11 protein-coding genes are annotated in these 14,938 nt (G+C 72.0%); 4 read left to right on the top strand and 7 right to left on the bottom strand.

The annotated features are described in order from the left end of the window. Positions 1–47: 47 nt before the first annotated feature. Positions 48–3,203: a PE-PGRS family protein gene (locus tag ACIOD2_RS36750; RefSeq protein WP_400549061.1), complete on the bottom strand. Its 3,156-nt coding sequence runs from the start codon at positions 3,201–3,203 to the stop codon at positions 48–50. A gap of 211 nt (positions 3,204–3,414) precedes the next feature. After that, entirely contained in the window at positions 3,415–4,344 is a 930-nt protein-coding gene (locus tag ACIOD2_RS36745; RefSeq protein WP_400549058.1) for a hypothetical protein, read from the bottom strand. A gap of 203 nt (positions 4,345–4,547) precedes the next feature. Between ACIOD2_RS36745 and ACIOD2_RS36740 the strand changes: the two genes are divergently transcribed. From ACIOD2_RS36740 to ACIOD2_RS36730, 3 genes are read left to right on the top strand one after another with little or no spacing between them, the layout of a single operon-like run. After that, entirely contained in the window at positions 4,548–5,807 is a 1,260-nt protein-coding gene (locus tag ACIOD2_RS36740) for an AI-2E family transporter (RefSeq protein ID WP_400549055.1), read from the top strand. Continuing rightward, complete coding sequence (macS, locus tag ACIOD2_RS36735; RefSeq protein ID WP_400549052.1) at positions 5,804–6,940, top strand: MacS family sensor histidine kinase; 1,137 nt, start codon at positions 5,804–5,806, stop codon at positions 6,938–6,940. The genes ACIOD2_RS36740 and macS overlap by 4 nt, the downstream gene beginning before the upstream one ends. Continuing rightward, entirely contained in the window at positions 6,937–7,593 is a 657-nt protein-coding gene (locus ACIOD2_RS36730) for a response regulator (protein ID WP_400549049.1), read from the top strand. Before macS ends, ACIOD2_RS36730 begins: the two co-directional genes overlap by 4 nt. Positions 7,594–7,597: 4 nt before the next feature. Here ACIOD2_RS36730 and ACIOD2_RS36725 read toward each other — a convergent pair whose 3' ends face one another. Beyond that, complete coding sequence (locus ACIOD2_RS36725; RefSeq protein ID WP_400549046.1) at positions 7,598–8,503, bottom strand: hypothetical protein; 906 nt, start codon at positions 8,501–8,503, stop codon at positions 7,598–7,600. Between the two features lie 225 nt (positions 8,504–8,728). Here ACIOD2_RS36725 and ACIOD2_RS36720 point away from each other — a divergent pair, with 225 nt between their 5' ends. Further along, complete coding sequence (locus ACIOD2_RS36720; RefSeq protein WP_400549043.1) at positions 8,729–9,394, top strand: DUF1707 domain-containing protein; 666 nt, start codon at positions 8,729–8,731, stop codon at positions 9,392–9,394. 73 nt (positions 9,395–9,467) lie between these two features. Here ACIOD2_RS36720 and ACIOD2_RS36715 read toward each other — a convergent pair whose 3' ends face one another. From ACIOD2_RS36715 to ACIOD2_RS36700, 4 genes are all read right to left on the bottom strand, one after another. After that, positions 9,468–10,850, bottom strand: coding sequence for an MFS transporter (locus ACIOD2_RS36715; protein ID WP_400549040.1), 1,383 nt, complete (start codon positions 10,848–10,850; stop codon positions 9,468–9,470). Between the two features lie 84 nt (positions 10,851–10,934). Next, entirely contained in the window at positions 10,935–12,566 is a 1,632-nt protein-coding gene (gene ptsP / locus ACIOD2_RS36710; RefSeq protein WP_400549036.1) for a phosphoenolpyruvate--protein phosphotransferase, read from the bottom strand. Positions 12,567–12,652: 86 nt separating this feature from the next. Then, entirely contained in the window at positions 12,653–13,522 is an 870-nt protein-coding gene (locus tag ACIOD2_RS36705) for a ribokinase (protein WP_400549033.1), read from the bottom strand. A 258-nt stretch (positions 13,523–13,780) separates the two neighbouring features. Continuing rightward, the gene (locus ACIOD2_RS36700) at positions 13,781–14,929 is read right to left on the bottom strand and encodes a DUF6346 domain-containing protein (RefSeq protein ID WP_400549030.1); all 1,149 of its coding nucleotides are present in this window, start codon (positions 14,927–14,929) and stop codon (positions 13,781–13,783) included. Positions 14,930–14,938 lie beyond the last annotated feature (9 nt).

Genomic DNA, 14,938 nt, shown 5'->3' with positions numbered 1-14,938 from the left:
TTCGCACCCGAAGCCCCCGACACCGTCAGGTAGTGCTCACGCAAGAACTACTTGCGCTTGACCAGACCCAGCAGCTTCGCGAGGAAGCCGGTCGAGTCGAGGCCCGACATGGCCGGGACCTGCGCGGCCGGGGCCGCGCCGTCCAGCACCGGCAGCTTCGCGTTCACCGGCAGCGCGGCCGGCGCGGCCGGCAGCGTCGTCGGGGCGGCGGGCAGCTGCGGGTTCGCCGGCAGGGCCGGGGTCACCGGGAGCGCGACGGGCAGCGTCGGGACGCCGCCACCCAGGGCCGGGACGGCCGGCAGGGTGGGCAGCAGGCCGCCGCTCAGGGCCGGGACGTGCACCGGGAGACCACCGGTCGGCAGGTCCGCACGCTCGGTGCCGTGCCCGGGCAGGGCACCACCCAGCGCGGAGAGGCTGCTCAGGCCGGGGAGGCCACCAGCGGTGGGCAGACCCGGGGTGGGCAGGCCACCCGGGGTCGGCAGACCCGGGGTCGGCAGGTCGGCACGCTGGGCCGGAACGGCCGTCGGCAGCGCGGGCAGGCCCTGGGTGGGCAGCCCCGCCGTCGGCAGGCCACTGGCCAGCCCGGTCAGCGACGGCAGCTCGCCGGCGCCCAGCTCCGAACCCTCGACCGGGTTCGCGATGGCCTCGGAAGCGTCCGCGGCGTCACCGTCGATGCTGGTGACGTCGGTCGCGTCCGCGGTCGCGTTGCCGATCAGCTCCAGGGGAACCCCGAAGATCTGCACCGGCACCACGAGGTCGTGGTAGAAGTTGTACCCCGACAGGCTCGACCCGTCACCCTCGGTGACCGGCTCGCCGCCGTTGTCCGTGGTGAGGACGTTGTCACCGTTCGCGTGGGCCACGCCGCCCACGGCCACCGCGTCGCCGAACAGCTGGGCGATCGCCGTCACCGGGATGTCCAGGATGTCGCCGGCCAGCGCGCCTTCGACACCGGAGGTGGTGTCGTCGCCCGCGTTGGTCACGGTGGTGGTGTTCATGCCGTTGCCGCTGGAGACGCCGCCGGCGCTCACCGCGTCGCCGAAGATCTGCGCGACGGGCACACCGTCGACACCGATGATGTCACCGGCGATCGCACCGCGGTCACCGTTGGTCGTGGCGTCGCCACCCGCGGAGGACAGCGTGTCGCTCGTGCCGGTGCCGTGGCCCAGGGCCGCACCCGCGACGCCGTCGCTGAACAGCTGCACGGCACCCGCGAACGGAGCCTTCACGATGTTGCCGGCGATCGCGCCGTCCTGCCCGTCGGTGAGGGCGTCGCCACCCGCCGACGAGTCGGTGATGTTGTCGTTCTCACCGGTGCCGATGCCGCCGAGGGCGGCACCCGAGCCGGCGGCCAGCACCGGCAGGGAGACCGGGGCCTCGACGATGTTGCCGGCGCCCGCACCCGCGGGGCCGTTGGCCTTGACGTCGCCACCCGCGTTGGAGGTGGTGTCGGTCGAGCCCTTGCCGTGGCCCTGGCCGATGAAGGCGCCACCGATGTTGGCGACCTGCACCGGGAGCGACGCCGGGACGGTGCCCAGGTTGGAGCTCAGGAAGCCGTTGTCGTCCTTGGTGCTGCCACCGCCGCCGCCCGAGACGACCTTGGTCTCCTCGGCCGAGCCGGAGCCCTGGCCGATGAAGGAGCCACCCACGCCGAAGACCTCGGCGGGGACGGCGACCGGCACCTGGACGACGTTGCCCGAGCCGGACGAGTTGTCACCCTGCGAGCCGTCGTACGCCCCGGCGGTGACCGTCTTGTCCTCGGTCGAGGTGCCGGAGGCGTTGCCGATGTGGCTGGCGCCGATGCCGTAGACCTCGGGCGCGCCCGCGGCCTGGGTGTTGACGACGTTGCCGCCGAGGACGGCGTCGTTGCCCTTGGTGTAGCTGCCGTTGCCCGCGTTGGCGTCGGTGGTGTTGTCGTGGCTGGCGTGCGAGTTGCCGATGTAGGTCCCGCCGATGCCGAACGCCTCGACCGGGAGGGCGACCGACGGGTTGATGACGTTGCCGCCCGCACCCGAGCCGTCGCCCGCCGTCTTGACGAAGCCACCCGAGTCGACAGTGCTGGAGGAGCTGCCGCCCTGGGTCTCTTCGCCGTCACGGCCCGTCGCGCCACCGGTGGCCGCGTTGCCGATCCACGACGCCGCGACACCCGCGACGTTGGCGACCGGCGAGAGCGACACCGCGCCCGCGTTGCCGTCGAGGAACGAGTCGTTGCCGCTCGTCTCTTCGTAGGTCGGGATGCCCAGCGAGCCTTCGCGGGTGTCCCCGGCCTTGGCGTCGGCGGACGAGTTCGACAGCGTGTCCGCGTCCGAGCCCCACACGCCACCGGCGTTGCCGTTGAACTTCACCGGCAGGGCGATCGGCGCACCGATGATGTTGCCCGAGCCCGAGCCACCGTCACCGGCGGACTTGATCGAGCCACCCGAGGTGGCGTCGGAGTCGGCGTCGTACTGGCTGTACGCGTTGCCGAGCAGGTAGGAAACGGCGTTGCCGGTCACCTGGACCGGGGTGGCGAACTGGCCGGCCACCACGTTGCCGGACAGGCCGGAGCCGGTGCCGTCGGTGTCGATGTTGCCGGTCTCGGTGGTGCTCTGGCTGGCCGAGCCACCGTGCACCGCGCCGGAGCCGCCCGCCACGCCGCCGGAGTTGCCGGCGATCTGGACCGGGAGCGCCCAGTCGAGGACCACGGCGTTGCCGGCGAGGCCGGACTTGGAGCCGTCGGTCGCGACGTCCTGGTTGTGGCTCCAGGTCTGCGAGTGGTCCGTGCCGTCGACGTGCGCGTCGCCGATCACGCCGATCGCGTTGTCCACGATCTGGATCGGGACGACGACGTCGCCGGCGACCTTGTTGCCCTTGAGGTTGTTGTGACCCGGGGTGAAGGCGCCCGCGCCGTCAGCCTTGGTCGCGCCACCGAGGGTGCTCTGGCTGATCGGGCTCGCTTCGTCGAGCTGCTTGACTGCCTCGTTCGCGGCCTTGGTGGCCGGCTTGGTGCTCAGCTCCGTCTGCCCGGCGGGCAGGTCCAGCTGGCCGAACGGGGTGCCGACCGCGTTGTTGGCTTCCGAGATCGGAGCCGTCACGTTCAGGTCGAGCGGGGAGGCCGGGGAGTCGGGGTTGACGTTCTCGTCAGCCGAGGCGATGCCGGTGCCCAGCATCAGCAAACCACCCGTGACCAGCGCGGTCTGGAGGCCGCGCTTTGCCCACGTCTGCATGGGGTGTTTCTCCTTTATTTCGGGTTCCCTTACGGGCTTATGGGGGTGCGCTCGTCGAAGTCGAAACGGAGTCCGAGACGCACCGGGAGGGGAAGGAACTTCTTGCGGGCGCAACAAAGCGCACCGCCGTGCCACGGGGGATTCGTGCGGACGCGGATGCCGTCAGATGAAGACGGACTTGGGCGCGTCAGCTACCCGTGGAGGGAGGTGTTCAGTCAGGAGTGACACCGGGCTGCGTGCCCGGGGTGCGCGGCGTGTGCCGCAGGCCGCCGCGGTAAGCGCTGGCGGCGGCATCGCTGACGGCAGCGGAGACCCACGAGGGGACGCCGAAGTTCAAGCCGTCGAGGTGGCCACCGGGGGCAGAGCTGCCACCCGGGGCGGTGGGGATGGACGGTGCGGCCGGAAGCTGCACCGGGACCAGCGGCGACGACGGCAGATCACGGTGCGAGTCGCGGGACTCGCCCGCGGCACCGGTGACGTCGTCCTGCTGGCCACCCGTCGGCATCGCGAGCGCGGCTCGCAACGCGGCGGGGAGTTCGACGGTCGAGACGGCGACCGTGTCCGTGGTCCGGCCGACGCCTTCGGTCACCGGCTCCTGCTCGACCGGGGCGAGCCCCGGAAGCTGCGGAAGCGGGACCAGGTCGCCCTTACCGGCCGGGTCGAGCAGCTGCCACACCTGGCGGCCGAAGTCCTTGGCCGGCTCGGGGGCGATGGTCTCCTCGATGACCTGGCGGGTGTCCTCGGGCTTGCGGGCGATGTGCTCGAACGCGCCGAGGGTGCGGTGGACCGGGCTCACGACGGCGTCATCGGTGAGGTCCGAGACCGAGTCGCTGACGCGCTCGGAGGCCTCGTGCTCGAGGACGCGGGGCTTGCTCCACGACGTGACGTCCTGGGGCGAACCGGCTTCGGCGACGTCACCGGGGACGTGCGAGACGTCGCCGAGGCTGCCGGCCGTCGCGTCGGTCGCCGGCGTAACCGCAGCCGTGCCCGCTTCGACTGTGTCGGCGGAAGCGGTCGCACCGGAGACGAGCCACGCGGCGGCGGTGCCGGCGATGGCGCCACCGACGACGAGGAGCGCACGCGACACGAGACGGCGCGAGCGCATGGCGCCCTGCCCCTCGTTCGTCGCGGTGTTCGCCACTCGTCTGTCTCCTGACGCGTTCTGGATCTACTGCCACATAACGTTGCGGTAGCGACCTAACCAAACACGGGGCGTGACGCGCACCCTCGACACGACTTGATGCCCCCATCGTGTGAAGAACACACGGTGTATTCCGAACTGACGATCAGTGATCACGGCTGGCAGTCGGGCAAATAGGGCGGCTCAGCCGCTACGGTGTGGCGGTGAGCCACGCGCGAGGAGAAGACCCGTTCCTGCCGGAGCACGAGGACATCACGGGACTGATCCCCCGAGGGCTGCGTATCACCGCTGCACTCGCGTGGCGGTTCATCGTGATCGTCGCCGCGCTGTACGCGGTGGTGTGGGTGATCGGCTACCTCTCGGTGGTCGTCATCCCGCTGTCCATCGCCCTCCTGGTTTCGGCGCTGCTCGCGCCGGCCGTCCAGAAGCTGGTGGCCCTGAGGTTCCCGCGCGGGCTGGCGACCGCGATCGTGGTGATCGCCGGGCTGGCCGTGCTGGGCGGGCTGCTGACGTTCGTCATCACGCAGTTCTCCTCCGGCCTGCCGCAGCTGCAGCAGCAGCTGAACGCGAGCCTCGACCAGATCAAGAACTGGCTGCTCAACGGCCCGCCGCACCTGCGGCAGGAGCAGATCCAGGACTTCATCAACCAGGCGATCGGCTTCATCCAGAACAACCAGGCGTCCATCACCACGACGGCGCTGACCACGGCGAGCACCGTCGGCGAGATCCTCACCGGCTTCCTGCTGACGCTGTTCATCACGATCTTCTTCCTCAGCGGCGGCGACGGCATCTGGACGTTCCTGGTCCGCGTCGTGCCGGGCCGGGTCCGCAACCGGGTCGACGTCGCCGGGCGCCGCGGGTTCGCGTCGCTGGTCAGCTACGTCCGCGCGACGGCAGCGGTCGCCGTGGTCGACGCGGTCGGCATCGGCGTCGGCCTGTGGATCATGGGTGTGCCGCTGGTGATCCCGCTGGCGACGCTGGTCTTCATCGGCGCGTTCATCCCGATCATCGGCGCCGTGCTGACCGGTGGTGTCGCCGTGCTGATCGCGCTGGTGACGAACGGCCCCATCGGCGCCGTCATCGTGCTCGGCATCGTGATCGGCGTGATGCAGCTGGAGAGCCACATCCTGCAGCCGCTGCTGCTCGGCCGGGCGGTGAAGCTGCACCCGCTGGCCGTGGTCCTGGCCATCACCGCCGGCCTGGTCGCGGGCGGGATCGCCGGCGCGCTGCTGGCCGTGCCGCTGCTGGCCGTGCTGAACGCCGGCGTCCGGTCGCTGCTGCACGAGCGGAACCCGGACCCGGCCGAGGTCGACGTCCTCAAGGACCAGGCCGCGCAGCCGAACGACGCCGAACCCGGGACTCCCGACGCGGAGGTGCCGACGATCGGTGAGGACGACGAAGAAGACGAGGAAAAGAACGCCCGCGCGGCGACGGCCGTGAACAAGGACGAAAAGAAGGAATGACCACCGCGCGGACGCCGGACCCGATCACGCCGCTGTGGCGCGGCGTGAACGCGTTCCGCGTGCTCACCTGGGCGTTCGCCTGCGGCACGGTCGTCGTGCAGCACGAGCACTACCGGCGTGAGTGGCTGGCCTGGACGCTGCTGGGCGCGATGGCGGTCTGGTCGGTCGTGGTCAGCGTGCTGTACCTGCGCGAGCGGACGCGGCCGCCGTGGCTGGTCGTCGTCGACGTCGTGGTCGGCACCGGGCTGCTGCTGACCTCACCTCTTGTACTGAGCGACGCGCAGTTCGCGCTGAACGTCCCGCTCATCACCACTGTGTGGGCGGCCGTGCCGCCGGTGGCCGCGGGCGCCCGGTTCGGCGCGGTCGGCGGGGTCCTCGCCGGCCTGGTCGTCGGGGTGGCGACCGGTCTCGCGCGGGAGAAGTTCGACCTCGACGTCGCACGCGACGGCGTCCTCCTGGCGGCCGCCGGGCTGCTGGTCGGGATGGCGGCGACGCTGAGCAGGCAGGCCGCCACGCGGCTGGCGCAGGCGCTGCGGAAGGAAGCGGCGACGGCCGAGCGCGAACGGCTGGCCCGGTCGATCCACGACAGCGTGCTGCAGGTGCTGGCCCGCGTCCGCAAGCGCGGCAACGAGGTCGGCGGCGAAGCGGCCGAGCTGGCCAAGCTCGCGGGTGAGCAGGAGATCGCGCTGCGGTCCCTGGTGACGACGGAACCGGTGCGGCCGAGCGAGACCGGTACAACGAGCCTGCGCGCGGCCCTGCAGCTGCTCGCGACGCCGTCGGTGCAGGTCTCGACCCCCGCGGACGACGTCGAGCTGCCGGCGCACGTCACCGACGAGCTCGTCGCCATCACCCGCGAAGCGCTGGCGAACGTCGAGAAGCACGCGGGCCCCGGCGCGCAGGCGTGGGTGCTGCTGGAGGACCTCGGCGCCGACGTGGTGGTGAGCATCCGCGACGACGGACCGGGCATTCCGGACGGCGTTCTCGAGCGAGCGGCCGCGAACGGGCACCTCGGCGTGGTGGAATCCATCCGGGGGAGGGTGCGCGACCTCGGCGGGAGCGCGTCCCTCGACACCGGCCCCGGCCGGGGCACGGAGTGGGAGGTCAAGGTGCCGAGCACCAGAGGAACGTCATGAGCGAGCCGCTGATTTCGGTGATGGTGGTCGACGACCACCCGATCTGGCGCGACGGCGTGGCCCGTGACCTGACCGAACACGGCTTCGACGTGCGGGCGACCGCGCCGGACGCCGACGCCGCGCTGCGGATCGCGCGGACCGTGGCGCCGGACGTCGTGCTGATGGACCTCAACCTCGGCACCACCTCCGGGGTCGACGCCACCCGCGAGATCACCGCGGCCCTGCCGTCGACGCGGGTGCTGGTGCTCTCGGCGAGCGGGGAGCACAAGGACGTCCTGGAGGCGGTGAAGGCCGGCGCGTCCGGTTACCTGGTCAAGTCGGCGTCCGCCGCCGAGCTGGTCAACGCCGTCCGCCGCACCGCCGCCGGCGACCCGGTGTTCACCGCCGGCCTGGCCGGACTGGTGCTCGGCGAGTACCGGCGGATGGCCGACGCTCCCGCCGGAGGCGCCGAGCCGCCGCGGCTGACCGAGCGCGAGACCGACGTCCTGCGCCTGGTCGCGAAGGGGCTCACCGCGCGGCAGATCGCCGAACGGCTCGTGCTGTCGCACCGCACCGTCGAGAACCACGTCCAGTCGACGCTGCGGAAGCTGCAGCTGCACAACCGCGTCGAGCTGGCCCGCTACGCGATCGAGCACGGCCTCGACGAGGAGTAGGTCTTCAGGGGAGAACGGTTACGCCGCCCCAGTCGCCGTCCGGCAGCGTGGCCTTGCCCAGCCGCCAGGCCGGTTCGCCGGGGTGCCAGGCGGCGAGGACGCCGTCCGCGAGCACGAGATCACCCGCGTCACTCCAGTCCAGGCCGCCACCGTCCTTGAGGTGCTGGGTGATGAACGGCATCCCCGGCGCGTGTTCCCAGCTCAGCGCGTCCGGGCGGAGCAGCCAGACGTCGCGCAGTTGTGTGTTGGTGGCCCGGTAGGAGTGGACGGCGAAGTCGGCGGCGAAGAGGGTTCCCTCGCGTGAGGGCACCACCGTCGGCGCGGGCCCGACCGTCGGCCGGCTGAGTTTCTTGCGGCTGTTGTCCCGCAGGTCGACCAGGGTGAGGTCGGTGAGGCCGTCGAGCAGCATCCAGTCGCCGGCGACGGCGAGGATGCGCGGGGCCTGCTGGACCGTGCGGCCGGTCTCCGGCTCGACGAGCGCGTCCGTCGACTCGGCGCCGTCGGCGTTGATGCTGATCAGCAGGCCGTGGCGGCTTTCGGAGCGGACCTGGGTGCGGCAGCTCGCGGACTGGCCGCGGCCGAGCTCGCCGCCGTCGAGCTTCACGTGCTGGAGCCGGCAGCTGTCCGGCGCGTCCTGCCGGATCGCCCACACGCTCTCGCCGTCGGCACCGGGCGCCACCGACCAGGCGCGGCCGAGCGACCGCGGCGGGCTCGCCGGGCCGGTGTAGACGAAGACCTCGAACGGGTCCGTGACGTTCTCGCCGCGCGTGTAGGCGATCAGGACGACGGACTTTCCGACGCGGACGGCGTCCATCCCGATGTCGCCGCCGGGGTAACCGGGCGGACTGGCCGCGGGGCCGCGGTCGGCGTCGAAGAGGACCGGGCCGGTGGTGTGGAGGAGCGCGGTCACCCCGATCCCGCCCGTGGCGGGGGTTCCCTGAAGCCCTTCGGGCAGGGCGGCCGCGCTGGTCGGCGGCGAGCTGGTCGGCGCAGGCGCGGGTAGCGGAGCGGGCTCGTCGCCGGTGCACCCGGCCAGCAGCAGGAGCGCCGCTCCGAACGCGGCCGCGCGAATTGCGGGTCCGTTCAGGGTTTTCCCCCGATCTCCCTGGTGAAATCCGGTTCTACCATCGTGGACATGGGCGAGGAAGAGACCACGGCGGCAGAACCGATGACCGAGACCAAGCCGTTGAGCGAGCGCGATCTTCGGGTGTCCGACGACGAACGCGAGCACGTCGTCGGCGTGCTCCAGAAGGCTATCGGCCGCGGGATGATCGATCTGGACGAGTTCACCGAGCGCACCGACCGGGCGCTCGCGTCGAAGACGCGGGGTGAGCTGAACACCGTGCTGGCCGACCTCGCCGGCCTGTTCCACCCGGCCGCGGCCGGCGCGGCGGCCCCGTCGTACGCGCCCCCGGCCGGCTTCGGCGGCGGGTACGTGCCCGGCCGGCGCTTCGAGCTCAACGCGAAGTACTCGTCGCTGCACCGCGGCGGGCCGTGGGTGGTGCCACCGGAGATGGTCGTGCGCAACAAGTACGGCTCGACGAAGCTGGACTTCACCGAGGCCCAGGTCCAGTCGCCGGTGGTGCACATCGAGCTGGACGCCAAGTGGGGTTCGGTCGAGATCGTCATCCCCGAGCACGCCGCGGTCGACGTCAACGCGATCAGCGACGTCAAGTTCGGGTCGATGGAGGACAAGACGCACAGCAACGGGCGGATGGGGAACCCCCGGTACGTGCTGAGCGGCCGGGTCCACGGCGGTTCGCTGGTCATCCGCCACCCGCGGCGCGGGCTCTTCGGCTAGCCGGGGTCCCTCTGCCCCCGGCGTCAAGAAGGCCTCCCCCGTCCAGGCATCGGACGGGGGAGGCCTTCGTTCGTCAGGCCGCGACCGGCTGGGCGGTCCGCAGGTAGCGGGCGACGAAGTAGACGAGGACGGCGAACGCGACCGCGCTCAGCCCGGCGACGACGTGGAGGCCGACCGCTTCGTCGTGGGCGCGGACGACGGCGTTGCCCAGCGTGCCGACGGTCGCCATGCCGAGCGCGTACCCGAACTCGTTGGCGGTCTGGGCGAGCGACGCGGCGGCGCCGGCCTTGCGCGGCGGCACGGACCCGATGACGAGGTCGGTGCCGAGCGCCACCATCGGCCCGACCCCGGCGGACGCCACGGCGAACCCGATCGCGGGCCACACGGGGTTGCCGTCGGCGAAGGCCAGCACGACCATCCCGAGGGTCGCCGTGACGACCCCGCCCGCGATCAGCGTGCCGGTCGGGAAACGCCGGGCCAGCACGGGAGCGACCAGGAAGCTGAGGGCGGAGGTGATCATCCCGGGCATCAGCCCGAGCGCCGCGGCGACGGGTGAAAGGTGCAGCGAGAGCTGGAGGAACTGCGCGACGAACAGCATCGTGGTGCCGCCGAGCATGCTGAACAGGAGCATCCCGCCGAGCGCGGTCCGGAACGCCTTCCCGGCGAACAGCCGCAGGTCGAGCAGCGGTTCGTCGAGGGTCCGCTGCCGTTTGACGAAGACGTACCCGAAGGCGATCCCGACGGCCAGTGCCGCGACCGGCAACGGCCCGACGCCGTCGCGAGCGAGCTCCTTGACGCCGTAGACGGCGGGCATGATCGCGGCGAGCGACAGCGCGACGCTGGGCAGGTCGAGCCGGCCGGCGGTCTCGTCGCGGTACTCGGGCAGCAGCTTCGGGCCGATGACCAGGAGCAGGACCATGGCCGGGACGCCGAGCAGGAAGACCGAGCCCCACCAGAAGTGCTCGAGCAGGAACCCGCCGACCATCGGGCCGATGATCGCACCGACGGAGAAGCACCCGGCCCAGATCCCGATCGCGGACGCCCGCTGCCGCGAGTCGGTGAACATCGTCCCGATGAGGGCGAGGGTCGAGGGAGCGAGCGTCGCGCCGGCGATCCCGAGCACGGCCCGCGCGGCGATGAGCATGAGGGCGCTGGTGGAGAAGGCGGCGACGACGGAGGCGAGCCCGAAGGCCGCGGCCCCGATGAGCAGCAGCTTCCGCCGCCCGATCCGGTCCCCGAGGGTGCCCATGGTGACCATGAACCCGGCGACCATGAACCCGTAGACGTCCATGATCCAGAGCTGCTCGGTGCCGTCGGCGTGCAGGCTGACGGCGAGGTTCGGCAGCGCGAGGAGCAGCACGAAGACGTCGAGCGAGACAAGCAGGGTGGGCAGCGCCAGCACGGCCAGCCCGACCCACTCGCGCCGCCCGGCCCGGGTTCCTGTGGTGGTGCTCATGGGGTGTCCTCTCGACTCGGGTTCTTACCCGTTCGTCGAGTGGGCCGGGCTCGGATCGACACCTTCGCGAAAGTTTTGGAGAAGTCAGGGGCGCGCGGCGGCGCGGGCGGCCGCCGGGTCCGACGTCGCCAAGGCTGCTTCCGCCAGAGCCTCGCACTCCGCCAGCGTCACGCTCGCCAGGCTCGCGCCCACCGTGCGGACGGCCGGGGCGTTCATCGACAGGCTCGTCAGGCCGAGGCCCGCCAGGATCAGGGCGAGCCGGGGGTCGGCCGCCGCTTCGCCGCAGACGCCCGCCGGCTTGCCGGTGGCCTTGGCCGCGTCGCCGATCAGCTTCAGCAGGCGCAGCAGCGCGGGCTGCCACGGGTCGTTCAGCTTCGCGACCGCGCCCAGCTGGCGGTCCGCCGCGAACGTGTACTGCGCCAGGTCGTTGGTGCCGACCGAGACGAAGTCGACGACCTCGAGGATCTCGCGGGCGCTCAGCGCCGCGGCCGGGATCTCGATCATCACGCCGGCCCTGGCGATCCCCGCCGCGCGGACGCGGTCGGCGAACCAGGCGGCTTCCTCGACCGTCGCGACCATCGGGGCCATCACCGAGACGTCGGCGCCGGAGTCCGCCGCGGCCCCCGCGATGGCTTCGAGCTGGCGGTCCACGACCTCCGGGCGGTCGAACGCCACGCGCAGGCCGCGCACGCCGAGCGCCGGGTTCGGCTCGGCTTCCGGCGAGAGGAAGGCCAGCGGCTTGTCGGCGCCCGCGTCCAGCGTCCGGACGATCACGGGCTTGCCGCGGAACGGCGAAAGCACCGCGGTGTAGGCCGCGCGCTGGTCGGCCACCGACGGCTCGGCCGGGGCGTCCAGGTAACAGAACTCGGTGCGGAAGAGGCCGACACCCTCGGCGCCGGCGTCCGCCGCGGCCTGCGCGTCGGCCGGGGAGCCGACGTTGCCGTAGACCTTCACGCGGTGACCGTCGGACGTCGCGCCGGTGCCGTTCCAGTCCGCCAGCTGCGCCACCGTCGCGGTGACGATCGGGGCGGCCGGGTCGGCGAGCTCGACGACGCCGGTGTCACCGTCGACCGCAAGCGCTTGCGCGTCCAGCGCCAGCAGCCCGCGGACGGCGACGACGGCCGGGATGCCGAGGGCGCGCGCCAGGATCGCGGTGTGGCTGGTCGGGCCGCCCTCTTCGGTGACCAGGGCGAGCACCTTCGCCGGGTCGAGGCCCGCGGTGTCGGCCGGCGCGAGGTCGCGGGCGACCAGCACGCTCGGCGACGCCAGCTCGGGGACCCCCGGCGGCGCGATGCCGAGCAGCTCGGCGATCAGCCGATCACGCACGTCGCGGACGTCACGCACGCGTTCCGCCATGTACCCGCCCGCGGCGGCCAGCGCTTCGGCGAAGCCTTCGGCGGACTGGTAGACAGCGCGCGCGGCGGGCAGGCCCTGCGTCTTGACCAGCTGTTCCGCCTGCGAGGCGAGCGCCGGGTCGGCGGCCATCGCGGCGGTCGTGATCAGGATCGTCGCCGCTTCGCCGGTCGCGGTCTCGGCCTGTTTCTCCAGGCGCCCGGCCACGGCTTCGGCGGCGGGCGCGATCCGGGCGGCCTCGGCGGCCGGATCGGCCGGGGCGGGAGTGGCGGCGGGCTCACCCAGCGGCTCCGCGACGCGGACGACGGGACCACTCGCGCGGCCGGGGCTGACGGCTACCCCGGACAGAAGCTCAGACGACATGGTCTAGACCATAGCTCAGATACGTCCCGATATCTCGTGGTGGCCAGCATACCGCGGAATCCCCGGGCCTCCAGACGTCCGAGTGATCATTCCCCCAGGTCAGCGACGGACGGATAGGACGGCTGGGCCCCGTGCCGGGTCACGCTGAAGGCCGCGACCCGCACCGCGTACTTCGCCGCGGCGACCAGGTCGGTGCTGTCGGCGAGGGACGCCGCGAGCGCACCCGCGAAGGCGTCCCCGGCCCCGGTGCTGTCGACGGCTTCGACCTTCGGCGACGCGACTTCGGTGGCTTTTCCGGCCTCGACGACCACCGCACCGGCCGCACCAAGCGTGACGACAGCCGAGCGCGGCCCGAGGTCGAGCAGCTTCCGGAAGTCCGCACCGGGCCCGGTCAGCCAGGCGGCTTCGTGCTCGTTGACCAGGAGGACGTCCAGCTTGGCCAGCGTCTCGGCGGAGAGCTTCGCCGCCGGCGACAGGTTCAGCAGCACCTTGACGCCCTTTTCGGCGGCCCTCGCGACGGCGTGCTCGATGGCCGGCAGCGGCACCTCGAGCGAGGCGACCATGACCTGCACCCCGTCGAAGACGGCGTCGACGTCGGCGGGTTCGAGGCTCGAGTTGGCGCCGGGCGAGACCAGGATCGAGTTCTCGCCGTCGGGCGTGACGGTGATGTAGGCGATGCCGGTCGGCCGGTCACTGGTCCGGACCAGACCAGTGTCGACCCCGGCGGCGCGGAGCGAATCGAGCAGCAGCCGGCCGTAGACGTCGTCACCGACCGCCCCGAGCAACGCGACGTCGGCCCCGAGCCGGCCCGCCGCGACCGCCGTGTTGGCGCCCTTGCCACCGGGGGAGAGCACGGTGTCCCCGCCCAGCACGGTCTCACCCCCACCCGGCCGCCGATCCACCGCGACCACGAGGTCGGCGTTGGCGGATCCCACAACGAGTACGTCGGAGTTCATGTCCGTACTTTGCCACGAATCACGGTCCGACCTGGTCATCAGGGGTGCCGCCGAAGAAAGTGAAGGTTTTTGTAACTTATCCGGGGCCGAGTGCGACAATCATGCGAGCAGCGGATGTCCGTCACTCGTTCGGGGGATGCGCGTCCCCCGGACGTCACTTCACAGACCGGCTCCGCTCTCTTGGTGCGTCATCGCGGAAACGGGATGACGTTGCCCAACCGGCGCAAGCCGGGCAGGGCATCGGGTCGCCGGCGCCGATCACGTAGCCCCCCGAGTGATCGGCGTCGGCGGCGCCCCCGCCACCACGCCCGCGGCGAACTCCCGGTAGAGATCCGGCCGGAACATGGCCATCGCCTGCCGCACCTGACCGATCGCGGCTTCGCTGAAGGCCTCAGGCACCCGAACGGCTCCGGATTCCCCCGGTAGCCGGTGCCCGCCGAGTCTCGCCCCGGTCTGCCAGAACCGGCCGAGTTCGGCGTGCCGTTCCAGCACCTCCGCTCCGGCCGGGAACAGATCGACCACGCGCAGGGTCAGGCCGTCGTGGGTGACCGCAAGGACGCGGACTTCGGCCAGGTCCGCCCAAGCGAGCGCGAAAAGTTCCTCGCGTCGGCGTCGCTTCCAGCTGATTCCTTCAGCCGAAACAGTCAGCTGCGCCGAGTAGGCGCTCTTCCGGTACCAGCGCGGCGTACATGAGATCAACCAGGCCGGAGCAGCGAGCCCGAACCCCGCGAGGACGAAGAGAGCTTTGCGGCCCTCTGGGTCGTCGACAGTCAGCGCGAGCGCGCCGACCACGACGCCCACCGCCATCGCGGCACCTGCGATACGCCAATACTTCCGCTGCGACCACTCAGCGGGCGAAATCACCGCTGCACCACGCCGGTAGCCGCCGGCGACCGAAGGGTTCGGCACCTGGACCGGCGTCGTGAGCTGGACGTCGGCCGGTAGCTGCACGACTGGTCGCCGCAACCGCTTGAGGCGCCGACGTTCCGCCCAGCCCAGAGAGACGAGAAGGACGACGGCCACCGGGGCCGGCAACCACGGCGGCATCTTCCGTTTCACGACATCGCGCCGGAACTCCGTGTCCCAGCCCACGACGGGAACGGCCTTGCCGAAGTCGTCCGGAGTCAACTCGTCCAGGCCGAACCGCACGGTCCGGGTCTCGCCGCCGACCGGAGTCACGTCGGCCACGCAGATCCAGTAGAAGCCGATACCTCCGATGCTGAGAGGCCCGAGCCGCTCACACGACTTGGCGTGGGCAACCGCGACCGGCGGGCCGTCCCGCAGCGGGCCGTGGCTCGTGGTCACCCACGCCACCCCGGTCCACGACCCCACCACGAACAGGACAGCGAGAACCGCGATGACGACGGTGCGCACCTGTTGCGGCCGTCCTACCGAGGGAATGGTCATGCGGTGGCC

Origin of the sequence: Amycolatopsis sp. NPDC088138, assembly GCF_044741685.1 — a bacterium.
GTDB lineage: Bacteria > Actinomycetota > Actinomycetes > Mycobacteriales > Pseudonocardiaceae > Amycolatopsis.
Note: the sequence above shows the minus strand (reverse complement) of the source record. Positions and strands in the feature narration are given on the sequence as shown.